The sequence below is a fragment of the Lactobacillus sp. M0393 genome, from assembly GCF_016102025.1.
Classification (GTDB): domain Bacteria; phylum Bacillota; class Bacilli; order Lactobacillales; family Lactobacillaceae; genus Lactobacillus; species Lactobacillus melliventris.
Window position 1 is genome coordinate 28324 of record NZ_JACFPK010000001.1, and the last position, 24901, is coordinate 53224.

Sequence of the window (24901 nt, forward strand, 5' to 3'; positions counted from 1 at the left end):
CACTAATTAATTAGAATATCGCCATCCATACTGGTAACTTTTAGTACGGGTTTATTTTTAACTTTTTTTGCAAAATGGTTGGAATGGTAAGAACCTTTAAACATGATTTTATCATCCGAATGGTTGGTCAATACATAGTTGATTTTAGGGGCATTTGACATTGAAAAGTCGCCGTCATTCAATATAACTGAGCTGTTATTTAGTATTTGAGAGTCGCTAATTTTAACATCGCCATCATTTAGTTTTAGTGAACTACGTGAAAAAGTTGACTGGTTTACTTTGAGGTCACCGTCATTTGAATTTAGGTCAAGGTTTTTTGCAGTAAGCTTATTAAGCAAAACGTCGCCATCTTCTATTGTCAAATTGATGCGGGGAACATTTAAACTGTTGATATAAAAATCGCCTTCTTCACAAAAACCAGTTATCTTTTTCACTGCGTTTTTAGCAGGAATATAAATGTCGACTGCATAATAACCATCATTATAATGATGTTCTGGCTGATCCGAAATAGTGAGCTGATTGTTAGCGACATTGGTTTTTATTTTTTTGATGTCTGCTCCGTGACCACCTCTAACCACCACTTTAAACTTGTTAATATCCTTAAGTGAAATTCTGATATCGGGTCTGTAACAGGCTAACTTAATACTGTCGAACTTATTCACGTAAAAAGTCTTGCTTGCATTATAATGAGTGCGTTTACCATTATAATCATGTGACGGGTTATCATTTAATCTAAATACGAGTAGTAGAATCAGCCCGATAAGCAGTATCACACCACCAATTTTATAAAACTTTTTCATTTTTATTTTTCCTTATCTGTATTTTTGTCAGAACTCGTCTGAAAGTAATTTTTCTTAAGCAGGTTTTTACCTAAGTTTCTAATAATTTGGGTACACTTGGCAATCAAAATTTTGCCTAGTTTGACAATAAACGGGAGTAACAGCAGGATGACGCCGATATAAATTAACGATTTACCTAAATAGACGCAGCCTGTTGGCCAATCACTGGTGAATAGGAGAGATAGCGACTTCAGGAAGTTAAAACCACCACCAACAAAAAAATTAAACAAAAATCTTATTAAGGCAAAAAATAAGCCAAAGAAAATAGCCAGTAAAAAGAAGATTGCGAATAAAATTACCAAAATAAGCGGTATCCCGATCGGAGCAGCACAAATTCCCAATAATATATACCAGCTGGCCTTTAAGTTTGACTTAGGAGTTTCTGTTTTGGCAGGTGCTGAATCATCTTTAGTTGAATAATCAGCTAAGATATTGATTGCCAGCTGTTTAGGAGTTCCTAATTCCGCCTCAATTGTAGAACGTCTGACGAAGTCGCCATCTAATAAAAATTCACGGTAAAATTCAACGACATCTTCACGGTCTTTTGCAGGTAAATCGACTAAGTTTTGTTCAAGTTCGGCAATATAATCAGCAATTACTTTGGTCATTTTGTCCTCCTAATACTTGATTAACTTTTGCACTAAAATCTAGCCATTCATCTTGAATTGAGTTTAGCATCGTTATTCCTTCAGCAGTAATATGGTAGTAGCGCCGGTTTCGCCCCTGATAAGGCTCATCATAAGTTGTTAAGCAGTTATCCTTTTTTAGTCTTCGTAAAACAGGGTAAATAGTTGACTCGGAGATAGAGAAAATCTTTTGCACATTTTGCGTCAAAGCGTAGCCATACAGATCATCTTGTTTTAGAAAAGCTAAAACCGCACCATCTAGCAAACGAGTTGGTATTTGGATTGCCATGCTTTGCCTCCCCTAATATTATATGTTATATAATATTTTAATTTAGGCCGCAGAAATTAGCAAGTACCAAGCCATAACTTTTTTATAAATATACCGAAAAATTAACAATCGACCTTTCTCAAAATGTTAGGACAAAAAATAACCGTCTCTGTGCTGGCATACTTTGGCGGTTATTAATTTGGCTCTATAATTTATCCTGTTGATGACTTATCCATGTGGTAAGCTGTTAAGTTTACCTGTTACATTATTATATGTAACCCACACATATGATGATGACTTAATAGCTAAAGCGGATGAGGTTATTCGATTTTAAAATGTTGTAGTAGTGCAGCTTTTAGAGGAAGCTTTATAGCTTGAATAAAATAGAAAAAACCTGATAAGCACAAAGTTATCAGGCTTTTTGCTAGCAATAATACTAGCTAGAATCTAAATTAATGATCAAAGTGGTCTATTCCAAATATATGTCGAGAAACAGGTGAACTTTTTCTTGTTAATGAGCGAAATATAAGAACATGTGTAATAGTAAATTGATTAGACGATATCTTTTTAACAGATGTATTTCTAACTGATGATAATATCTCCGTCTCTTGAGACTGCTGTTAGGGAATCACTTTGTGTGTTTTGACTATTAAAGCTGTTGCCAATATTGGAATGGTGATAAATGATGTCTCCATCACTTGTTTTTAATTGTACGCTGATCTCGTGAGCAAGATGGCTTAACCTCAAATCACCGTCTGCAGTTTTAACAATGTTTTGGTTAGTAAGCTGACTGCGCTCAATCTTAATATCCCCGTCTTTTGCTTCTAGGTTGAGGTTAGCGTGACATTGGTTAATTTCTACATCGCCATCACCTGTTTTGACGACAATTTGCTTAAGAATACTGCGTTTAAAACTGACATCTCCGTCATGAACTCTGCTTGCTAACTGAGCAATTTTTGACTGGGTGACAAAGAAGTCAGAGTCTCTGCCAGAAAAGGTTAGTTGGTCTGAGACTTGAACGTTATTTAAGTATAAATCTCCATCATGCAAGTCAAGTACAATATTATTAAGACTGAGATTTTGTAACATAACGTCACCATCGCGGTTATGTCCACTAATTTCAGTTAGCGAATCTACATTAGGAACGGTAATTTCTACGCGACTGGCATCGGTAAGTCTGTTGAACATAAGCACATGATTTTTTTGTTCAGTGGGAAACTCTTTAACTACTAATGTCTGCTTAACTAAATCTATTCGTATTGGCCGACTACTATAATCTGCCACTACTATTTGAAATTGCTGACCTTGACGAATCACTACATCAGTGTCCAACACTTCCAGTTTTACTTCACTAAAGCCTCCAGGAGCAATAGTACGCTCCTTGCGCGGATATTTTTTAACACGCAAGCCGTTAAAATAATTATCACTGGCATGCGGAGCATTAGCAGAAGATGTGGCTGCTATTAAAAACCTAACATAATCATGTTTAATTTGTTGGGCCAAACTGTCTGGAGTTCCTAATTCTCTGTTAATTTCTTCTTTTGTTTGAAAGTCACCATCAAGTAGAAAATCACGGTAAAAATCTAATGTGTATTTTTGCTCAGCTGTGGACAAAGTTGATAAATTAAGAGCTAACTTTGAGATGAAATTTTCAAATAGTGGATTCATCATTTTTCTCCTGTTACTAAAAACGTACTTTTCCTTTTATTATACGCTAAAAATTATGATAAAAATATTAAAATTACTTAAAATAAAAAATTATTTAGACCACAAAAATTGCCCAATGATCCGATCTACTTTGTAATTTTCATGTAATTTACTGTGTTGACCATTTGCGCCCTTAATTTCGATTTCATGATAATTGCCCTTGCCTCTTAGCAGGTACCGCAAAGATTGCGCTGAAACACAACTGACATCATCATCTGAATTAGTACCGTCTTCTTTATTACCAAAAATATTTAATATAGAAACATTATTGGGAAAACTATGACGGTGCATTAAAAAATATTTGTAGGATTGGGTCATGTACTTTGGCCGCCCATTTTTGAGCAGGTAATTATGATTGGGTTCCTCATCTATGCCAATGATGCCATTAAAGGGTGCACCAAGATTAACTTGCTTTTTTAATCGCGGTAAGTTACTATCTTTACCGTATTTTAGCTGGTAGGCAAGTGTCATAATGTTTCCCATGGAATGAGCAACGGTATTATAGTATTTAATATGATATTTTTGTTTTAAAAGTAAAATCAAATTATAAAACCACTCGCGGGTAGTATAATAATTACTGTTTTTATTGTCCTGTAAAATCACTTGAATAAGTGGTCGTTTAGTAGCGCGGGGCCAACTTCCTCGTAAATCAACTTTGCCGCTAGCAGAAATTCTGGCCGTTAAGACTTTATGAGCACCATTATGCTGCTGAGCATATGCAATCATGCCCGCAGTAGATCGTGCTCCCGCACCATAGCCATGCAAATAGATGGTAGGCACTGCTGCAAAAGGAGTTTTTTTCTTGAATGTGGAGCTGACTTCTTCAGACGGCTCAAGGTTTGTCTTTTTAAAAATATGGCACAGCATGGTTATAAGCAGCAACACACCTAAAATACTGCCTAATCCGATTAACCACTTTTTCTTCATAATATTACCTTTTTTATAATTGATTATTAATTATATCTTACGTGTATTATTCTAATATTAAAATGGCAAAGTGCTAATAATATAGCTTAAATAGCAACGCTAGCTCTAGATATTCTTACATTGAAAGGAAAAAGATTTAATGGCACCAATTTTTATTTTAATCAGAGGAAACTCAGGCAGTGGTAAAACCGTTTTAGCTAATTATTTGCAAAAACAGTTTGGCTACCAAAGATGTTTACTTTTGCATGAAGATGTATTGCGCCTTGATCTTTTACATGTTAAGGAAAAAGTAGCAGCACCAACTGCCAGTCTAATAGACTCACTGGTAATGTGGGGCCGGCAGTATTATCCCATAATTATATTAGAAGGGATATTGCCCAAAAAGATTTATGGCCCAACTCTAACTAAAATAATTCATGAATTCGGTGCAGGAGCTTTTGTTTATTATTTAGATATTTCTTTTGCACAAACAATAAAAAACAATAATAAAAAGGGCAATCCTTTTCCACTCGCAACTCTTCAAAAATGGTGGCTTGAAGAGAATATACTTGGCGGAAATGAGCGTAAACTGGCAGAAGGCTCGATCAAGGAATCGGCAGAGGCAATTTTGACAGATATTGCAGATTATAAAATGAAAAAAGGTGACCGGAACGTCACCTAAAATTTAATTAATTAAAAAAGGCAATAAAAAAAGCACCGACTACTTGCAGTGCTATTTTTATTATGGTGGGTGGCCAGGGGCTCGAACCCTGGACCCACGGATTAAGAGTCCGTTGCTCTGCCAACTGAGCTAGCCACCCGTTATCATTTCTGTTGACAGTTAATTATGATAACAATTAATTTGCTTTTTGACAAGGCTTTTGTGTAAAAAAGTATGAAGAATTCTACTTAGCCTTTGACTGACTTAAAAATTTTAGTTAGGCATCTAAGAGATGATTTTGATATTTTATAAAATTTATGATGTTTTGCAAAATTAGAGCAAGATTATCAGAATTGGCAAATAAAAACTATTTGATACTATATAAAGGTTTAACAAAAAAAGACAGCAATCAAGTAATTGCTGTCTTTAATAATCAATGGGTGGCCAGGGGTTCGAACCCTGGACCCACGGATTAAGAGTCCGTTGCTCTGCCAGCTGAGCTAGCCACCCATAAGCGTCATTACAAATAACCAACGGAGACTATTATGCTATTATTTTCGATGAAATGCAAGTTTTTTTATTAAATTTTGATGACTTTTTTGGCTAATAAACTAAAAACCAGTATAATGATAACAAAAGGGGGCTTTTCGATGTCAAAGAAAATTCTCGTTGTTGATGATGAAAAACCGATTTCTGATATTATTAAATTTAATTTGACAAAAGAGGGTTTTGACGTCGACACTGCTTATGATGGTGAAGAAGCCATCAAGAAGGTTGACGAATACAATCCTGACTTAATGATTTTAGACTTGATGTTACCCAAAAAAGATGGTTTGGATGTAGCTCGTGAAGTAAGACAAACACATGATATGCCCATAATTATGGTTACGGCTAAAGATACTGAAATTGATAAAGTTTTGGGTCTGGAAATGGGTGCAGATGATTATGTGACTAAGCCTTTTTCTAACCGTGAACTAGTGGCACGGGTGAAGGCTAATTTGCGTCGGCGTAATATTGTAAAAAAAGATGAAAGTGCTGGCGATGATAGTTCAACGAAAAATATTACTATTGGCAATTTGGTAATTATGCCAGATGCCTATATTGTTGAAAAAGAAGGCAAAAAGATTGAGCTGACTCACCGTGAATTTGAGTTGCTCTATTATTTAGCCCAGCACATGGATCAGGTGATGACCCGGGAACATCTGTTACAGACTGTTTGGGGTTATGACTACTTCGGTGATGTCCGGACAGTTGATGTTACTGTGCACCGTTTACGTGAAAAAATTGAAGATAATCCAATTCAGCCGCAGATTTTAGTAACTCGTCGCGGTGTTGGCTATTACGTTAAGCAGCCTAATGAAGACTAACAAAGAAAGCCCCGCAGTATTTTACAAGCGCGGCTTTCTTTTTATTTAATTTTGTAAAACTATGAAAAAATTCAAGAATAAGTTTAAACATTTAACCATTTCGATAAATACTACTTTAGCCATTGTGTTCATGGCGATGATCATCGCTACTATTGAAGTTATTGGTGCCTATTTTACACGTCAATTGGAACAAAACAGTATTGAAAATTTTCAATCATCCATTCAGGTTTTGCCAATAGTTTCTAACCAGTTGTCAACGCAATTACTAAAAGACAATAAGCATACTGACAGTAATTTAAACAGAATTGTCAATGACTACAGCAATGGTATAGGTACGATTAGTGAAATTATTGTGGTAGACAATAAGGATATTATTCGTGCAGTTTCAAACCTAAATGATAAAAACCGGATTGGTCAGCGTGTCAATAATACTTTGGTTAAGCAGGTAACTTCAACTGGCAGACAGGCAACTAAAGTTGTCAATGAAAACGGAGACTATATGGTGCAAGTTACTCCTTTAAGCGCTGGTAACGGCTCCGCCAACACTGTTGGTGCAATTTATGTCCGAGCGTCAATGCAGGGGGTTTTTAATGACCTGCGCAATATTTCACTGATGTTTTTGGTCACTTCTATGATTGCCGCAGTAATGGGGGCAATCTTATCTTTAGTAGTCTCCCATGCGATTACTAAACCCATTGAGGAAATGCAAAGCCAGGCACTTAATATTGCTGATGGTGATTATTCAAGTCAGGTAAAAATCTATTCCAACGATGAATTAGGGCAGTTAGGTCAGGCCTTTAATACCTTGTCTGTTAGAATTGAGCGCTCTCAAGAAGAATCTGAAAGTGAACAGCGTAGGCTGGACAGCGTACTGTCTCATATGAGTGATGGCGTTCTTGCAACTGACCGGCATGGTAATGTTAATGTTGTCAACCAAATGGCGCTCAATTTTTTAAACCAAACGGAAGATGAAATCATTAATCAGCCCATCGCTACGGTTTTAGGTTTAAAAGAGTCTTCACAAGATTTAATTGCCAATCAGAAAGGCATAGCAATTACTTTGAGTAAGGGAACAAGGGATGAAGTCATTTTACATGCCAGCTTTTCTCTTATTAAAAGAGTTACGGGCTTTGTATCTGGTAGTGTCTGTGTTTTGCATGATATTACTGAACAACAAAAGAATGAAAATTCACAAAAACAGTTCGTTTCTAATGTTTCCCATGAATTACGTACGCCGCTTACTAGTTTACACGCATATATTGAAACGTTAAATGAAGGAGCATGGAAAGATCCCAATGTTGCCCCCAAATTTTTGCAGGTAACGCAAGAAGAAACTGAGCGCATGATTAGAATGATCAGTGAACTTCTCAGTCTGTCAAGAATGGACAGGGGAGTTTCCAAAGTTGATTTAGAGTGGGTTAACTTTAATGATTTTGTAGCTCATATCTTGGATCGCTTCGACATGATTGTTAAAACGGATAAAAAAGAAAATAAAAAGTACACCATTACTCGTGAGTTGGGTACGCAGGCGTTATGGGTAGAAATTGATACTGACAAGTTTGCGCAGGTAATTGATAACATTATGAACAATGCCATTAAATATTCGCCTGATGGTGGGGTGATCACAGTAAAACTGCACTCAGAGCAAAAACGCATTGTTTTGAGTATTGCCGATCAGGGCTTGGGTATACCGCGAGAAGATTTAACTAAAATTTTTGATCGCTTTTACCGCGTTGATAAAGCTCGCTCACGGGCTCAGGGTGGTACAGGATTAGGCTTGGCGATTGCTAAAGAAATAGTGGAAGAACATCACGGTCATATTTGGGCCAACAGCAGTGAAGGAAAGGGTTCTACTTTTTATATTTCTCTGCCATATGAGCCAATGAGTGAAGGGGATGATTGGGATGAAGTCTAAATTTAAGCTTGGCGACGCGTTGCTTTTAATAGGAACTTTGGCGGTTTTTGGTCTGTCAATTGTACTCTGGATATTCATTATGACTAATGACCAGTATTTCAATCGTATTAGTCAAACCAGCAGGGTTGCAGAACAAACACGAAGCCACCGCGATCGGATTGTTTCCAATCTTTATATTCCTACTAATTCTTATGGCTTTAAAAATGGTCAGTTGTACCGCTTGTATGATGCTAAAAAGAATTTACCTCTGGAATTTGTCAAAGAAATAAAAGGGGTAAAGTACCGTAATATTAAGAAAATTAGCACGGATAAAAAACAATATGAGGAAATGTTGCATAATTCGGAGTGTGTCCAGTTAAGCTTTCCAAAAGAAGTCAGCATTAATTTGTTCACTAAGAAAAACGTTAAAAAAGGCGATCCGAAGTTTCGTCGTATCTTCATCACAAATAGTAATGATTTCCTTTACTTAGGTAATGATAAGACTTATACCATTTACCGCATTAATTTAATTAAGGGTGACTTTAATAAACTGCGTAGTTATGCCAGTAACGCTCGGGGCAAGATTCCCGTTGAGTTTGTGCGCCTCAAAAATTGTTATGAAGTTTTTTTCACCAAACAAGACCACTGGCGCATATACAGCTATTTGACAAATACGCAAACCGATTCTTACTTTGTTTCTCGCCTTCTAGGTACGACAAATGTAACTACACGCTCTAATAAAAAAGGCTGGGTTACGTATTCGCTTAACTACTATACTAACTTAAGAGTGCCAAAGGCTAAAACCGACCGGCATGATTTTCACTATACTCGTTATGAAAAACGCAAAGACATAACATTAAATGACCAATTGCTGGAAAGTGTCAATTTTGTTCATAAGCTTGGCTTGAGTGAACAAGATTTACGTTATTTTGATACAACGGATGATTCCATTAGCTATGCTAATTATGTTGAAGGGATACCCGTCTTTTGGGATAACAGCAGTCCTCAAGTGATGACATCATTTACTGGAGATGCAGTTAAAGTTGATTTTAACAATACGGATTTACAAATTCCGATACCTTTTGATGGGCAAACAAAAACGCTGCCAGCAAGTATAACGGTAATGCAAAGATTAGTTAATGCCGGCATGAGAAAAGAAGAAATTCAACGCATAATAGTGGCCTTTGGTGTGGAAAAGGATAATTCACATGACCACTTGGTTAATCTAGTACCAGGTTATTATGTGAAAGCTTATAATCAATGGAAGAGTTTAGCTGAATGGGAAAAAGTTGATTTTCTGAGCTTAAATAAATATAAACAGGCAATAATGGAAGAAGGGAAATAAAAATGGACCGTAAAAGAATAGAATGGTTATTTTTCATTATTTTCTTGTTAATTGATATTTATTTAGGAATAGAAATTTGGCGTTCTCCTATTAGCTTAAGTGATACCTCCGGTTCCACTGCAACAAGTATCCGGGCCGAGATGCGTGCTGACGGCATTGATATTCCCCTCCATATTTCGCATAAGCAACAATCTGGTTATTACTTAGCTGTTAAGAATCGCGACTATCTTTCTCGTAAAAGCAGCAGTTTAACGCAAGTTACTACTCATTATTCCAAGAGTGATAATTCTTTAACTGGTACACCAAAATCCCTGATTTTGCTTAGTGGGAATCGTAAAAAAAATTTACAACAACTAGAGGATTTTAAAAATGACCCTAAAAATGTCCCTTACGGTAAAGAGTTTAAATACGAACCTAGTATGTCGGGCGATAATACCTATTGTTATGTCCAAAATACTGATTATGGCCGTATTTATGACAGTGATGCCCAGTTAACAATTAATGTGCGTGATAATCAAATTGTTAACTATACTATTTCTTATATGGGGCCTATTAATGCTGTACGTGAACCACAATTAATTATCAGTGCCTGGCATGCTGTCAAAGCAATGTATACTGATAGGGAAATTGTCAACAATTCACGTGTAATGCAAGTTAGCCTGGGTTATTCTAAATTAACCGATGTTCGCGGGAGCACTATTTTATTACCAACTTGGTTAATTCAGGTAGAAAATAAGACCACTAAGAATATTACTGTTAAAAGAGTTAATGCATTTACAGCACAAATCTTGCAGGGCAGCTCATATAATGTTAATGTACAAAAAAATTAGGAAGGAAAGAATGCGGTGCAGGTTTCCGTTTTGGCCAGCGGTTCGACTGGCAATACCAGCTTGATTGAAACTGGGCAGCATAAGATTTTGATGGATGCCGGCTTGTCAGGCAAAAAAATCAAGATGTTGCTAGGTGAAGTTGGCGTTGATATTAAAGATATTGACATGGTTTTTTTAAGCCATGACCATTCAGATCATAGTAAAGGATTGGGGGTTTTGATGCGACGCTACCCTCAAATTGCTGCTTTTGCCAATAGTGGTACCTGGGAATATTTAACTGAAACGCAAAAGATTGGGCAAATACCGGTTGAGCAAATTAATGTTATTGAACCGGGACAAACTAAGACTTTTGGAGATTTGGATGTTACTGCATTTGCGACCAGTCACGACGCGGCTCAGCCACAATATTATGTTTTTACCAGCAGCGGTAAACGAATGGCCTTTTTGACAGATACCGGTTATGTTTCCCGTAAAGTAAAAAGTGTAATTGCAGATGCAGATGCTTATCTAATGGAATTTAATTATGACGACATGATGCTGCGCAATGGTCCTTATTCCTGGGGTTTAAAACAGCGCATATTATCAGACGTTGGTCACTTATCAAACGATGATGCAGGGCAGGCTCTGCTGGATGTGGTAACAAGTAAAACAGAACATATTTTTTTGGCACACAGGAGTCAGCACAATAATACGGCAAAGTTAGCTTACAATGCTGCTAAAAAAATAATGGTTGACGGAGATGCTAATTTGCCTAGTGATGTTAAAATTGTTTTGACCGATCCGGTCCAGCCAACTAATTTAGTACAAATTTAAGGAAATTTTTTACCTTTTTTCAAATTTTGTTAGTATAGTAAAAAAGATGTATAAAGGAGACTAAATGATGAATAATCAAAACTCTGGTCGTCAGCAACATGGCATTTTGAAGACTGCTATTGTTGGTGTTGTAGCCGGACTTATAGGTGGTGGGGCCTCATATGTGGCCTTAGATCAAATTAATAATGCTAATATGAATAATAATGCACAGACTAGTATTAGTTCCAGCAGTGCTAAAACCTCTAGAAACAGTGCTAAAACCAGCGGGACAATGACCCCAGCTTATAATGACGTTAAAGGTGCTGTAGTTTCAGTTATTAATATGAAAAGGCAGACAAACAGCAGCAATTCCCTTTTCGATTTTTTCGGCGATTACGATAATGATAATAAGGGCAAAGGAAAGCTGCAGACATACAGCGAAGGTTCAGGCGTAATTTACACTAAGTCCGGTAATAAGGGCTATATTGTTACCAACAACCACGTTGTTTCTGGTAGTGATAAAGTTCAGGTTATGCTGTCTAATGGTAAAACAGTTAATGCCCGTATCATTGGTACGGATGCTACAACAGACTTAGCTGTACTTTCTATTGATAGCAGCTATGTTACTCAAACGGCTGAATTTGGCGATTCCAAGAGCTTACAGGCAGGACAAACAGTAATTGCGGTTGGCTCTCCTCTGGGCAGTGAATATGCTTCTACGGTTACGCAAGGGATCATTTCGGCTCCGGCACGTAGCATTACTACTTCATCTGCTAATCAGCAAACGGTTATTCAAACGGATGCAGCAATTAACCCTGGTAACTCGGGTGGTGCATTAGTTAATTCCGCGGGACAGGTTATTGGGATCAACTCAATGAAGCTTTCGCAATCAAGCGACGGTACATCAGTCGAAGGAATGGGTTTTGCTATTCCTTCCAATGAAGTAGTAACTATCGTTAATCAATTGGTTAAGAAAGGTAAGATTGTGCGTCCACAATTGGGAGTTAAAGTAATTGCTTTACAAGGCATTCCTTCCAGTTACAGAAACCACCTTAACATCAAATCTAATCTTAAAAATGGTATTTATGTAGATTCAGTTACTAAGCACAGTGCGGCTGCTATAGCAGGAGTTAAAGCAGGCGATGTAATTATTAAGGTTGACAACAAAGCTGTTTCAGATGTCGCTTCGTTACACAGCATTTTGTATAATCACAAAGTCGGAGATAACGTTAATTTAACCGTTAATCGTAATGGAAAAGAAATCAATTTACGAGTTAAATTGCAATCAGACTAAATCAAAAATATTCTAGAATTAAGTAAAAAAAAGGCTATACTATGCGGTTTGAAACATAAGTATAGCTTTTTTCTTAATATTATTGTTGGGAAACAAATTAAAGTTCGGAATTAATAGCTGTCAAGTAAAACACAAAGATAAAAATCTTGTTGATAATTGTGGATAACTTTGTGGATTGTGCATAAAATGCGAAAAAGTAGTTGGGACAAATTGTGGAAAACCTGTGAATTGTGTGTAAATAATAGTGAAAATTAATTAGATCAAACAGTTGTTCAAGGCTTAACAGCAGTATTTGAGGGTAAAAAGTTTGTGAAAATCACCTATAATTAATCTCACTGTGGGTAAATTTAATTTGATAAATTTAAAAAAATAAGCAAAACACAATTTATTCGCTTACTAAAGGTAAAAACCACAAAATGTAGTTTTTAACTTTACACAGTTGTGGAAAAGCTAAGTGGAAACTTTGGGAATTGGGGGATAAAATAGCAGTTATGAATATTAAAATTGTTTGTGTGGGTAAGCTAAAAGAAAAGTATTTTAAGGATGCTATTGCTGAATATCAAAAAAGGCTGAGTAGGTTTGCCAAAGTTCAGGTAATAGAAGTGCCAGATGAAAAAGCTCCTGAAAAATTTAGTGCGGCAGAACAGGAAAATGTTAAAAAAATAGAAGGACAAAGAATTCTGAGCAAAATAAAAGATAAAGAATACGTTTTTGTGACCGCAATTAATGGCAAGCAGCGAACTAGTGAAGAATTTGCGCACGAGATAAAGGATCTTGCAACCTATGGACATTCTGATCTTACTTTTGTTATCGGTGGCAGTTTAGGTACTAGTTCAGAAGTGGATAAAAGAGCGGACGATTTAATGAGCTTTGGTGAAATGACTTTGCCCCACCAGTTAATGCGGGTCGTTTTGATTGAACAAATTTATCGCGGCTTTATGATTAATAGCGGCAGTCCTTATCATAAGTAGATTTAATTATGCGAAAGGCAATAAAAAATAAAAATGCAAACTCCGGCTAAAATTACTAACAAGCGATATCGGCTAAATTATCACATAACAACACCTTCTGGATGGATGAATGATCCTAACGGTTTTTCATATTATAAAGGCTACTATCATATTTTTTACCAATACTATCCTTATTCAGCTAAAAGGGGCCCTATGCATTGGGGCCACTATCGCAGTCAAGATTTAGTTCACTGGGAAGAATTACCAGTTGCACTGACGCCGAACAGTCCTGAGGATAAAGATGGTTGTTATTCTGGCAATGCAATTGAAAAGGATGGTCGTTTGTATCTGATTTATACAGGTAATCATTACTACGATGTCAATGATCATAGTCGCTTTTATCAAACGCAAAATGTTGCCTATAGTGATGATGGCATTCATTTTACAAAATATAGTGGTAATCCTGTGATTGCATTGCCACCGACGGATAACTCACAGCACTTTCGTGACCCTAAAGTATGGCAAGATGGAAATGAATATTATATTGTTGTGGGTGGTCAGGATAAGAAAGGATTAGGCCGTGCAATTACTTATAAGTCGACTGATTTATTGCACTGGGATTATTTAGGCCCAATTGCTGTTTCTCGGGGAGCCGATATTGAAGGATATACCTGGGAATGCCCTGATCTTTTTTCATTGGGCAGAGAGGACGTTTTGTTATGTTCACCTCAAGGAATCGTGGCAAAGGGTAAAGAATATCTTAACTGCTATCAAACGGGATATTTTATCGGTAAAATGGATTATCGCAACAATCAATTTAAACATGGTGCATTTCAAGAACTTGACCATGGACATGACTTTTACGCTGCCCAAACCATGTTAACTCCTGATGATAGGCGCATTGTTTTTGGCTGGCTCGATATGTGGCACGCAGACTTTCCCGAGCAGGCTGATGGCTGGTGTGGGGCATTAACTTTGCCGCGAGAATTAACTTTAAAGAACAATCAGCTGTATATGACGCCCATAAATGAGTTGAAACAATTGCGGCAAGAAAAAGTAGTTGACGAAAAACAAACAAGTTCTTCAATGCAAGTTAATGTTTCTGATCCGCAGCACTTGGAATTGCTTTTAATGTTTGCTGCAGAAGACTGGTTCGGTAATAAGATTAGCTTTGTTTTTAAAAATGAACAGGAAAATCTGATTATACTATCTTGGAATAAGGAAAATAGCGAAGTAATTTTGACCAGAGCGGATAAAGGGCCATCTGACGCGCAACGTTATGGCAAACTAAGACCAAACTCCAAACTAAAAATTCAAGTTTTTATTGATACAAGTTCAATTGAATTTTTCTTAAATGACGGAGAGCTGGTATTTTCAGAACGCTATTACACAACCAAAAAGCCAGTAATTTTTATTAATGCAGACGAGCCGGTTAATATTAGTGTTGCAGGTTATTCTTTAGCTGAATAAATTAAGGGATAGAAAAAAAGTGGACAAGCACGTCCACTTTTTTATTTTAACGTCAATAATGCTAGATTTACTAAAACCAAAATTGCAATTGACTGTAGCCAGTCACTTTTTTTAACAGGAACAGCTGCAATGACAGAACGCTTGGCATTTTCGCGGTAACCATGGGATGCCATACCTTGGGCTAAATTTTCTGCAGAATTCAGGGCAACTAAGATAGCCTTAAAGTAAAGAACAGGTGACCAAAAGCTCAAATATACTCCCCGCATCATGCCAGCAGTGCGAATTTGCTTAACAGCCTCTTTCATTCGGGGAACGATATTAAGAGCAGCCAAAACTCCATAAGCAAACTTGCTGGGTAGATGAAAATTTTGTTCAAAAGAGCGCGCAAATTCTGTAGCAGTAGTGTCTATTGAAACGCAGTAGATAGTCAAAGTATAAACGTAAATTCGACTAGATAAGCTTAGTGCGTTCTGTAAGTTGGGCTGTGGCGAGAACCAGTATAAAGTCGCAAAAACTGTAAAAGCAGCAATTAAAGGCATTAGTAGAGTTAAAAGCAAATTGCTTAATTTAATGTGTTTGCAAATTAAATAGACCAATGCAAAGAATATGATTAAGAGGTTTGTTAGTAAACTTGATTTCAGTGATATTTCTACAGAAATAATCAGAGCCAAGATAAATTTAAAACTAGGATTCATGATAGTACCTCACTTGTTCGTGTAAGCTAGATGCTGGTTTTTAAAAATGAGGTGATAGTCACACCAATCAGCTAAATTCTTTAACTCATGGCTGATAATTAAAAGCGTTTGCTTCCGTGCTTTCTGACTTTCTCTTAATAAAGACATCACTTTGACGGCAGAGTCAACATCCAGGCCGCTAAGTGGTTCGTCAATTAACAATACATCCTGATCTGAAATCAGCATTAATAAGATTTGCAGTTTCTTTTGCTGCCCACCGGATAATGAATATACGACATGATCAAGCAGTGAATCAAGTTCAAGAGAGGATAACGCGGCAGCTATTTTATCATCAGTAAAATAAGAATTGGTCCGCTTTTTTTTGCTGAGGTTAATTTCATCTGCAACAGAGACATTGATAAACTGGTCAGTTGCATTTTGAAATATTTGGCCTACATGAAGCAAATACTTACGAGTAGGTAATTTATTAATTTCACGGCTGTGGTAGGTGATGCTGCCTGAATAAGGGATCATTTTAGTCAGAGCATTAAAAAGTGAAGTCTTGCCCACACCGTTGGCTCCTGTAATCAGAGTGGTTTTACCAGAGACAATCTTTAACTGTTCCTGCTTTAGAAGTAAACGATTTTGTCTAATCTGAACGTTTTGCAGGGTAAAGCATGACTCCTCAGTCTGCTGCGGTAAGACAAAAGTATAGGAATTAGAATCAGTATTTTTTCGCAACAATTTTTCCTGTTCTGCTTGAGAAAGCTGCACCAGGCGTTTACCCTGAAATTGAAAAAGATTGTCGCAGATTCCTTCATAACCAGCTAGCACATGGTCACTTAAGATGATTGTTTTTCCTTGATCGCGCAGATGTGCTAGTTTAGCGATTAAGAACTTGCGGGCAGCGGGATCACAGCTGGCGAAGGGCTCATCAAGTAAAAACAGGTCAACATTCATCGCTATGAGGACAGCTAATGCCACTCTTTGTTGTTCACCACCAGATAATGTATTAATTTTTTGATCAAGTAAATAATCAATTTGAGTAAACTGAACGGCTTCATTTAACTGTTTTAGATACTGGGCCTTATTAAAGCAAAGGTTTTCCAGTGCAAAAATAATTTCTTCTCGAGGAGTTGCCATAGTAAATTGCTCACTGGCATTTTGAAACATCATAGCAGCCTTTAAGCCGCCCAGAGTAACAGTACCGCTTAGTTGTCCAGCAAATTCAGGATATAACTTTGCTATTATTTTCAATAAGGTAGATTTACCACAGCCAGTTGGTCCAACTAACAATGAAAACTGCTTTGTAGGAATATTTAAGTTAATGTCTGTTAAAATTTCGTTTTGTTTATCATATGAAAATGTTAGGTTATTTAATTTAATCAATTTAGTTACCAAAAAAAATCGTCAGGATAATAGCCTGACGATGTAAAATCTTTCGTTTTCCCTTCGCTGGCATTATCCATAGCAGGTTCTGCGGGTTTAATCTCAGCCTTTACAGGCACCCCGATGTTAAATTTTATTATACAGAAAAGAAAATTAGTTGTCTAGATGCACAAGGAGTTTACGTTACCCATGTAGCAATGATAAAGGTAAAATAACAAAATTATATTAGTAAGATGAAAATTTGCTATATAATAAAACTATATAATCCCTAAACTGTATAAGAGGTGAAAGTAATGGCAGCAGTTAAATTGGAACAATATTTAGCCAGTATCATAGATGCGGCTAGGTCTGATACTAATGAAGTGAAAATAAAACCAGGTAACAGCAACTTTGATTTGTTTATAGCCTTTTTAGAAAATCGTAATACGGGCATTCATCGCTACCAAACAACAGGTCTGACTATTCTGTATGAGGCAAAAGGTTCAACTAAAGTGAGAATCAATAGTCAGGATTTTATGCTCAATGATGGTAATATCTTCTTTTTACAGAAAAAGAGCAATTATGAAATATTAAAACCTGGTAGTAAAGATATTTTAGTTAAACTCGAATTTGACCCCAATATAGATGTCCGGAACTTTTTCGACAATCTAACTGTAATGAACAATTATGAGAAAAAATTGCTTAAAAAAATCAATACCACTTTTGAGCAAAAAAGATTATTAGGGCTTAACGGAACCTTAATGTCAGAGTCTGCCCATCTACTTAAAAAGATAATTAATGAATATCTTAATTATGACTTGTTTACCCGCAACGCTATCATGGCAGAACTTACCTTGCTTTTCGTTTCTGCTGTTAGAAATCAGAATTTAACTTCCACTCCAGCAACAAGTCATCAGTTTGCAAAAACGGATCTGGAAAAATACATTGATGCCCATTTTACTAACATTACGCTTAATGATGCAGCCAAGCATTTTGGCTTTAATCCTAATTATTTTTCAAGTTTGGTTAAACAAAAAACTGGCAAAAGTTTTGTGGAACATGTCGATGAAAGGCGCATGCTGGAAGCACGAAGTTTACTTGCTCGTCCAGATATTTCCGTCAAAGAGATAATTACCCGTGTCGGTTATAGCGGTAAATCCTTCTTTTATAAGAAGTTCAGTGAATATTATCATGAAACACCAGTACAAATGCGTGCAGAACTATTCAGGCAGGCAAATATTAATTTGAAATAAAAAACAACCTTGAGTAAAAGGTTGTTTTTTTACATTTTTTCTAAACGTTTAATTCTGTCCGCTGTTGGTGGATGACTGTCAAACAAATGGGTAAAACTGCGTTTTTTACGCATAGGATCTTCAATATACATTCCGGCACTGCTGGGATCAGCTTTTTTCATTGGTGCAGAGCCGTCAATTTTTTCAAGCGCCGAAATTAGCCCTTGAGGATTGCGCGTTAACTCTACTGAAGAAGCATCGGCAAGGTATTCACGGTTACGTGACAACGCCATTTGCGCTAAACTAGCACAAATAGGCCCCAAAATTAAGACAAACGCTATAGCTATTACCTTAAAAATGACAACGATAGTGCCACCACTATCATGATCACTATCGCGATCATCATCAATCCACCAGATATAGCGGCTGGCGATCCCAGAAAGATAAGAAATGACACCGACTAGCACGGCAGCGATAGTAGAAACTAAAATATCGTAGTTTCTGATATGAGAAATCTCATGGCCCAAAACTCCTTCCAGTTCCTCCCGGTTCATCATATCGAGTAAACCTTGAGTAACTGCAACTGCTGAATGGTTCGGATCCCTTCCTGTCGCAAACGCATTAGGACTGGGATCATCGATAATAAATACTCGCGGCATGGGTACACGACCAACTAGTGCCATATCTTGCACAACGTGCCATAATTCAGGATTATCCTGCTCATGAACTTCTTGGGCATGATTGAGGCTCATAACCATGTTTGCTGGATTGGGCAAGACAATTAGCATGTAAATTATACTAAAAATCACGGCAATAACTAAACCTAAAATTGGTCTGTTGCTAAAAAGGTAGCCTAATCCTGCACCTACAAGTGCCAAGATAATAACAAACAATCCCATAATACCCACAGTTTTGCGCTTATTGCGGGCAATTTGTTGAAATAACATAAAACTGACCTAGTATTTAAAATTTTACTTTAGGTACTTCTTTTTCAGATTCACTGGTTTGCAAGTAGTCAACTTTCTTAAAACCATGAATGTGAGCAACAATATTGGAAGGGAAGGTTAAAAGTTTTTGATCATATAGAGCAGCAGATGAATTATAAAGCTGCCTTGAATAGGCAATTTTATTTTCAGTATTAGTCAATTCCTCTTGCAATTTCAAGAAGTTTTGATTGGCTTTAAGGTCAGGATAATTTTCTGATAATGCAAAGATGGACTTAAGCGCATCAGAAATTTGGTTAGAAACTTTTAAGGTTTGTGCATGGTCATCGCTGGGAATGTTAGTTAACTGATTTCGCAGCTGCACAACGTTTTCCAGTGTTTCTTTTTCGTGTTTGGCATATCCTTTGGTGGTTTCGACTAAATTAGGGATCAAGTCATTACGCCGCTTTAATTGGACGTCAATTTGGCTCCAGGACTCATCGGTGTAAACCTTGGCTTTTTGTAAGCCATTGTATACCGCAATATAGATTGCAATTAATAAAATAATAATAATTACAATTATCCAAGTTAAACTGTTCATAATCTTCCTCCTTATATATGTCTCTTAATTATAACTGATTAAGAGACTTTTGAGTATAAAAAAGGAGCTTATACTACCTTTCATTAGCAAAGCTTTACTAAATTGATTATTAAATTAATAAAAGTCCCCAGCCTACAACTGTCAAGACCAGCAAACCTATGAACTGCATTACAGTCCATTTTTTGAAAAATTCCCCTCTTGAAACTGTCGCATTTTGGGTAAAAGTTTTGAGCACCAGCATATTTGCCATTGAACCAATCGGTGAACCAAAGCCACCTATATTGGAACCTAAAAACAATGCTTTAGCATAAGGGGTAAATTTACCAACTAAAATGGTTGCAGGAACATTACTGATAATTTGACTTGAAATAATTGACGTGAAGTAAGTTGAAGTTTCTGAATTGATCATTGTATGGATAATGCTGACAATCATCGGAATTTGTTGAATGTCACTAATGAAAATAAAGAAACACGTGAAAGTTAATAGCAGAGCAAAATCAACCTTAAGCAAGATTCTGGGGTTTATTAATAATGCCAGGATAATTGCAACAATCAGCGGAATTACCACATTAATAACTTTAAATACGCCCAAGAAGAATAGTGCAAACACTGCTGTAGTAATGATTGTTGGTCTTAAGCTGATATTAATCTGTTTAACATCCTGCCGCGGAATTTTTTTGCGGGGGATAAAGTGAAAAATAATCAGCGTAATAACGAGTGCCATTATTAAATAGGGCAAAGACCATGAAAAAAATTGGACAGCGTTAACAGAATATTTACTAACTAAAAAGATGTTATGAGGGTTACCCCAAGGAGTAAAGGCAGCCCCAATGTTTGCACCCATACCGATTAAAGTAACGGGTAAAATCTGGGGTAAATCACATCTCTTAGCAATATTCAAGTATAGGGGAATCAATGTAAGCGCTGTTATGTCATTGCCCAAAAACATCCCCGCGATAATTGCTAAAGCCGTAAATAAAATATTTAGTTTTTGCATATTATCAGCAATACTGGTCAGTTTATACGCGAGCACATCAAGGACGTGTAAGTAGGCGTATATTTGAATAATGATTAGCATCGCGGCGACTGAAAAGATTGTATGTAAGTTAATGTCTTCAAACCGCGGTCTAGCAAAAAAAAGACTGATAATCGTTATTACAAAAGTAATCTGCAGGATTTTATCGCTAAAAACCTTTTTCAAGACGGTCATAAAATGTCCCCTTTCACAAGTTATAATCATCTGTAATCGCTATATACATTTTGACCTTTTTTTCCCTTATTAGCAATAATAATTTTTTAGATTAAGGGATACTTTTACTATAAACATAATTTTTGACACTATAACTTAATATATCCTATACTTGAGAAAATTGCTAAGGATTAGGAGGAAATATTAAAATGAGTAATTCCGAAACAGTTAAAATGAACGTTAAATCAGGTGCTGCTGATAAAATTAAAAAGAGTGTAAAAGAGGGGCAAGTTGTTTTATTATCGTTAAACGACGGCTCTAATAAATACTCTAATATTGCTGGCAGTTGTGCTGCCGGAACCCGTTTTCAATTTGTGGTCTTGGATAAGCAAGATCCAGACTTTTCAATTAAAGTTGAAAATAATGCGGGCTTTGACTTATACACCAGTCCTGCAGAAATGCAATATTTAGGCAATAACTTGGTAGTTGATGAAAAGAATGCAGCAATCAGCTTAGCTGACGACAGTGGCGTGATTGATGCTGCTATGACCGTTAGTGAAAATAATTAGTGTGATAAACTGATAATATTTAGTAAATATTATCAGATTTTAAGCGGTTCCAAAGGAACCGTTTTTTGATATTAAAAATCACAGTAAAATGATCTAGTACGAGCAAATCTTGCTTCATTATAGCTTAAGTGGTAAACTATATGAGATTTTCGAAAATCTGAAAGGAAGTATAGTACTATGCGTAAAGGTGAGAATTACAACACCGGTTGTGAACCAAACCAAAGACCTAAGAACAAGAAAAACGGCAAGAAACGTGTTGCGCACGTGGCAGCAGTTGTTGCTTTCTTGAACAAGGCTAAAGCAGACGAAAACAAATAGTTCGTTTTTAATTAAGACTAAAAGGTGGATGACATTACGTCCACCTTTTTTTATTATCTTAAATTGAGTAGAATTGAGTTAAATATTAATGTCTTATTTTAAGGAGAACATTCAAAAGTGAAGTTTCAATGCAGTGCGTGCGGTTTGCGTATCAATGCCAAACATTTTAAACAAGCAGGTTTGATTAATCCCAAGTTAACCAGTATCTGTGATCTGTGCATTCAAAGAGGAAAAGTGCCGGAGAATTTTGCCAATAGCGCAGTTAAAGTTTTCGCGCAATGCCTGCTGTTTACCTTTGTAGGTAAGGATGAAGACAGTGGCAATCCTTCTTTTTTGGTAGCTAAAAATGACCTGCGCAAGCGCTATGAAGCTTTTATTCAGGATTATGACGGCAATGAATTAGCCCAGCAGCAACTATCAACACATGATTTTAACCAGGCCGTAATTGACAGCGAGACGGGTCAAACTGACTTTGTGCCCAGCAGCGAGTTTACTTTTGCCGAAAACCTAAGTAAATTAGGCTTAAACGTCGACTTTAAGCTCAATGAAGTGGATTATATTGACCGTGAGCGTATTCGGGCCAAGTACCATTACCGCTGCCAATATTGCGGCAGGCGCGGCCGCAGCGTCGATCACAAAGATCCAGTTTCACTGTCACATAATAATGATTTTGACAACCTGATTTTATCTTGCACGGAATGCAACCGTATTAAGTCCAACATGCCCTATAAATTATTTGTCAGTTTGAATAATGAAATTCCTGAAGTTAACCAAAAACTGGTCAAATATGAAGACGCTCTTGCTACATTGAAGGGTGAATTTGAGGAAAGACGCCGCGAATTAGCCGCTAAAATGCACCTGAAAGGCGTTGTTAATGATCCTGAACTTGACCAGATTCGTAAGCAAAACAAAAAATTGCAGGATGCAATTGATAGCTTGGAGAGCGATTATACTGACTTGCGTTCTTTACGCGAGCAGCACTTTATGACTGGCTGGAAACTGGCGCAAGTAAACGCAAAAGAAGATATTATTTAGTTTTTAAAAGGCTTACAATGAAATTAAGAGCAAAAGGAGGTCAGAAAATGAAGTCAACTAAATTCAAGCAAAATATTTTAACAAAAATAGGCATCAGTATGGCTGCCGCAGTACTAGGCATGATGAATGGCGTTAATCTGGTGCAGAATGTTGTGGCAGCTTCTGCAGCACCTGCTGCTAAAGATCAAACTGCAAAAAAAGCACTGGCTGCAACCAGCACTAGCAATAATCAGCTAGGCTTTTGGACTGGAACGGATGGCAGCTGCACTTGGCAATATGATGTCCTTACTAATACGCTGACTATTAGTGGTGCTAAAGGAGCACAATTGTCAAGCACACCTTTTACTAAAGAATTCAAATGGGCTGGAAGTATTGAACATATCGTTTTTGAAAGTCCGTTTAAGTTGTCTGCAAATTCAAAAGAAAAATTTGCTAATTTGAGATATTTGTCTGATATTAAGGGTTTAGAGAACGCTGATACCAGTGAGGTAACCGATATGTCTGGTTTATTTGCCGGTGATATGAACCTTAATAGCTTAGATATTAGTAAATTTGATACCGGTAAAGTTACAGATATGAGTAACATGTTCTTTAAATTAGGTATGGATAATGCTACTGCTACAGCAATAGATTTGAGTAAATTGAATACCGCAAATGTAACCACTATGAACAGCATGTTTGCGGCGGCCAATTTTAAAAAGCTGGATTTAAAAAACTTTAATACTAGCAAAGTAACCGATATGGCAAATATGTTTTCTAGTACCAAGGTAGAAACGATCAATGTAGATAGCTTTGATACCAGTAAAGTACAAAATATGAGCGGAATGTTCAATAATTGCCTGATTAAACAGCTCGACTGCTCAGGCTTTAATACCAAAAACGTAACGGACATGAGCAATATGTTTTCTCATAGTATGGACATAACAACTCTAAACTTGAGCAATTTTAATACTAGTAATGTTCAAAATATGAAAGCTATGTTTTTTGGAGATTCCAATTTGACCAGTTTGGATTTGAGTAATTTTGATACTAGTAAAGTAACTAATATGTCAGGTATGTTTTCAAACGATACAGCATTAAAACAACTTAATTTAACGGGCTGGAATACTGCCAATGTTACTGATATGAGCACTATGTTTGCACGATTAAAAAATATGGTTAGCTTGGATATTAAGCACTTTAATACCAGCAAGGTAACTGATATGTTTGGCATGTTTGAGGGTGCTGAAAATTTAATTGATTTTGATATTAGTAATTTTGATACCAGCAAGGTCACTCGCACCAGCTATATGTTTTCTGGTATGAAAAAAATTACCAGCTTAGATTTAAGCCATTTTAATACTAAGTCCAATAAAAATTTGTCTGAAATGTTTAGTGATGATGACAACTTAAAGACGGTTAATTTGAAAGGCTGGAATACCAAACGGGTCAGGAGTATGAGTCGCATGTTTAAAAACGACCCGCAGCTGGTCAATATTAATTTAAGTCATCTTAAAACTAATAGTCTCACTGAAGCTTATGAGATGTTTAAAAATGATCGGAGTCTCAAAACTGTTGATTTACATAATTGGAACACCCGTAAATTAACTGAAGTAAGTGAGATGTTTGCTCAATGTCCTAATCTGACTAAAGTTAATTTACATGGCTGGCACATGCCTAAACTGATTGATGCGACTGATATGTTTATGCAGGACAAGAAATTAGCAGGGGTTGATCTGACTAATTTTAATATTCATAACAGCAGGATTTTAAATCAGGCAGGCAATCCTAAAGGATTTGCTGTGAAGCTGGGCCATTACCGTTTGCGTAAAAGTTCAGGTGTAGGTCAAGGATTTAAGCACATTCAAGCTGTAGGCAAAGGAACAATTAGAAATCCTAAAGGCAAAAAATATACTGCAAAGCAATTATTCAAGCTGTATAATCATTCTGCCAAAAAGAGCCCTAAAGAAACCTATGTCATGTATAACGGTAAAAAACCACAGTTACCAAAATCATTTCATTTTTGATCTTAAGTAAAATAAAAGGATTAGCTCATTGATATGA

Annotated in this window: 24 protein-coding genes, 2 tRNA genes and 1 riboswitch; of the genes, 14 read left to right on the forward strand and 12 right to left on the reverse strand. The window is 36.5% G+C overall.

All coding sequences use genetic code 11. The annotated features are described in order from the left end of the window. Window positions 1-2 precede the first annotated feature (2 nt). The 5 genes from H3R29_RS00145 to H3R29_RS00165 form a co-directional block, all read right to left on the reverse strand. Complete coding sequence (locus tag H3R29_RS00145) at window positions 3-800, reverse strand: DUF4097 family beta strand repeat-containing protein (protein ID WP_122037131.1); 798 nt, start codon at window positions 798-800, stop codon at window positions 3-5. 2 nt (window positions 801-802) lie between these two features. Further along, window positions 803-1447 (reverse strand): DUF1700 domain-containing protein, encoded by a 645-nt coding sequence (locus H3R29_RS00150; protein WP_122037132.1) that lies wholly within the window; start codon window positions 1445-1447, stop codon window positions 803-805. Further along, window positions 1428-1754: a PadR family transcriptional regulator gene (locus H3R29_RS00155; RefSeq protein WP_046324117.1), complete on the reverse strand. Its 327-nt coding sequence runs from the start codon at window positions 1752-1754 to the stop codon at window positions 1428-1430. Before H3R29_RS00155 ends, H3R29_RS00150 begins: the two co-directional genes overlap by 20 nt. 561 nt (window positions 1755-2315) lie before the next feature. After that, window positions 2316-3404 (reverse strand): DUF4097 family beta strand repeat-containing protein, encoded by a 1089-nt coding sequence (locus tag H3R29_RS00160; protein WP_198202219.1) that lies wholly within the window; start codon window positions 3402-3404, stop codon window positions 2316-2318. Window positions 3405-3491: 87 nt separating this feature from the next. Further along, complete coding sequence (locus tag H3R29_RS00165) at window positions 3492-4367, reverse strand: alpha/beta hydrolase (RefSeq protein WP_198202220.1); 876 nt, start codon at window positions 4365-4367, stop codon at window positions 3492-3494. Window positions 4368-4506: 139 nt separating this feature from the next. Here H3R29_RS00165 and H3R29_RS00170 point away from each other — a divergent pair, with 139 nt between their 5' ends. Continuing rightward, window positions 4507-5028, forward strand: a complete 522-nt coding sequence (locus H3R29_RS00170) for a zeta toxin family protein (protein ID WP_174794752.1) — start codon at window positions 4507-4509, stop codon at window positions 5026-5028. 63 nt (window positions 5029-5091) lie between these two features. Here the strand turns inward: H3R29_RS00170 and H3R29_RS00175 are convergent. Both H3R29_RS00175 and H3R29_RS00180 read right to left on the reverse strand, forming a co-directional pair. After that, window positions 5092-5167, reverse strand: a tRNA-Lys gene (locus H3R29_RS00175). A gap of 277 nt (window positions 5168-5444) precedes the next feature. Further along, window positions 5445-5517: transfer RNA gene (locus H3R29_RS00180), tRNA-Lys, on the reverse strand. 140 nt (window positions 5518-5657) lie between these two features. Between H3R29_RS00180 and yycF the strand changes: the two genes are divergently transcribed. The 8 genes from yycF to H3R29_RS00220 all read left to right on the forward strand — a co-directional run bounded on the left by yycF (window position 5658) and on the right by H3R29_RS00220 (window position 14949). Then, window positions 5658-6374 (forward strand): response regulator YycF, encoded by a 717-nt coding sequence (gene yycF / locus H3R29_RS00185; protein WP_046324122.1) that lies wholly within the window; start codon window positions 5658-5660, stop codon window positions 6372-6374. 61 nt (window positions 6375-6435) lie between these two features. Beyond that, complete coding sequence (gene walK / locus H3R29_RS00190) at window positions 6436-8289, forward strand: cell wall metabolism sensor histidine kinase WalK (RefSeq protein ID WP_198202221.1); 1854 nt, start codon at window positions 6436-6438, stop codon at window positions 8287-8289. Beyond that, window positions 8279-9613, forward strand: coding sequence for a hypothetical protein (locus tag H3R29_RS00195; RefSeq protein WP_370567365.1), 1335 nt, complete (start codon window positions 8279-8281; stop codon window positions 9611-9613). Before walK ends, H3R29_RS00195 begins: the two co-directional genes overlap by 11 nt. Before the next feature lie 2 nt (window positions 9614-9615). Beyond that, window positions 9616-10443: a two-component system regulatory protein YycI gene (locus H3R29_RS00200; RefSeq protein ID WP_110445428.1), complete on the forward strand. Its 828-nt coding sequence runs from the start codon at window positions 9616-9618 to the stop codon at window positions 10441-10443. 15 nt (window positions 10444-10458) lie between these two features. Then, window positions 10459-11256 (forward strand): MBL fold metallo-hydrolase, encoded by a 798-nt coding sequence (locus H3R29_RS00205; protein WP_198202222.1) that lies wholly within the window; start codon window positions 10459-10461, stop codon window positions 11254-11256. A 64-nt stretch (window positions 11257-11320) separates the two neighbouring features. Next, the gene (locus H3R29_RS00210) at window positions 11321-12529 is read left to right on the forward strand and encodes a S1C family serine protease (RefSeq protein ID WP_110445430.1); all 1209 of its coding nucleotides are present in this window, start codon (window positions 11321-11323) and stop codon (window positions 12527-12529) included. A gap of 491 nt (window positions 12530-13020) precedes the next feature. Then, complete coding sequence (gene rlmH, locus H3R29_RS00215; protein WP_122037146.1) at window positions 13021-13500, forward strand: 23S rRNA (pseudouridine(1915)-N(3))-methyltransferase RlmH; 480 nt, start codon at window positions 13021-13023, stop codon at window positions 13498-13500. Window positions 13501-13533: 33 nt separating this feature from the next. After that, a complete protein-coding gene (locus H3R29_RS00220) occupies window positions 13534-14949 on the forward strand; it encodes a sucrose-6-phosphate hydrolase (RefSeq protein ID WP_198202223.1) in 1416 nt (471 codons plus the stop codon). A 41-nt stretch (window positions 14950-14990) separates the two neighbouring features. Here H3R29_RS00220 and H3R29_RS00225 read toward each other — a convergent pair whose 3' ends face one another. Continuing rightward, window positions 14991-15644, reverse strand: coding sequence for an energy-coupling factor transporter transmembrane protein EcfT (locus tag H3R29_RS00225; RefSeq protein ID WP_174794760.1), 654 nt, complete (start codon window positions 15642-15644; stop codon window positions 14991-14993). Window positions 15645-15653: 9 nt separating this feature from the next. Then, window positions 15654-17012 carry an ATP-binding cassette domain-containing protein gene (locus H3R29_RS00230; protein ID WP_198202224.1) on the reverse strand — a complete coding sequence of 453 codons (1359 nt, stop codon included), beginning with the start codon at window positions 17010-17012 and terminating at the stop codon, window positions 15654-15656. Window positions 17013-17053: 41 nt separating this feature from the next. Then, window positions 17054-17145, reverse strand: a riboswitch (TPP riboswitch). Between the two features lie 160 nt (window positions 17146-17305). On the opposite strand from H3R29_RS00230, the gene H3R29_RS00235 reads away from it, so the two are divergent. Further along, window positions 17306-18244 (forward strand): helix-turn-helix transcriptional regulator, encoded by a 939-nt coding sequence (locus tag H3R29_RS00235; protein WP_198202225.1) that lies wholly within the window; start codon window positions 17306-17308, stop codon window positions 18242-18244. A 29-nt stretch (window positions 18245-18273) separates the two neighbouring features. On the opposite strand, the gene htpX is transcribed toward H3R29_RS00235, so the two are convergent. From htpX to H3R29_RS00250, 3 genes are all read right to left on the reverse strand, one after another. Further along, entirely contained in the window at window positions 18274-19170 is an 897-nt protein-coding gene (gene htpX / locus H3R29_RS00240) for a zinc metalloprotease HtpX (protein WP_198202226.1), read from the reverse strand. A 16-nt stretch (window positions 19171-19186) separates the two neighbouring features. Continuing rightward, on the reverse strand, window positions 19187-19747 hold the full coding sequence (locus tag H3R29_RS00245) for a LemA family protein (protein ID WP_110445437.1): 561 nt from the start codon (window positions 19745-19747) through the stop codon (window positions 19187-19189). Window positions 19748-19856: 109 nt separating this feature from the next. After that, window positions 19857-20957: an SLC13 family permease gene (locus H3R29_RS00250; RefSeq protein WP_046324133.1), complete on the reverse strand. Its 1101-nt coding sequence runs from the start codon at window positions 20955-20957 to the stop codon at window positions 19857-19859. A 188-nt stretch (window positions 20958-21145) separates the two neighbouring features. Between H3R29_RS00250 and H3R29_RS00255 the strand changes: the two genes are divergently transcribed. The 4 genes from H3R29_RS00255 to H3R29_RS00270 all read left to right on the forward strand — a co-directional run bounded on the left by H3R29_RS00255 (window position 21146) and on the right by H3R29_RS00270 (window position 24864). Further along, window positions 21146-21505 (forward strand): iron-sulfur cluster biosynthesis family protein, encoded by a 360-nt coding sequence (locus H3R29_RS00255; RefSeq protein ID WP_046324134.1) that lies wholly within the window; start codon window positions 21146-21148, stop codon window positions 21503-21505. A 177-nt stretch (window positions 21506-21682) separates the two neighbouring features. Continuing rightward, entirely contained in the window at window positions 21683-21823 is a 141-nt protein-coding gene (locus tag H3R29_RS00260) for a hypothetical protein (RefSeq protein WP_090094091.1), read from the forward strand. A gap of 117 nt (window positions 21824-21940) precedes the next feature. Beyond that, on the forward strand, window positions 21941-22858 hold the full coding sequence (locus H3R29_RS00265; RefSeq protein ID WP_198202227.1) for an HNH endonuclease: 918 nt from the start codon (window positions 21941-21943) through the stop codon (window positions 22856-22858). Window positions 22859-22905: 47 nt separating this feature from the next. After that, window positions 22906-24864, forward strand: coding sequence for a BspA family leucine-rich repeat surface protein (locus H3R29_RS00270; RefSeq protein ID WP_198202228.1), 1959 nt, complete (start codon window positions 22906-22908; stop codon window positions 24862-24864). The last annotated feature ends 37 nt before the right edge of the window (window positions 24865-24901 follow it).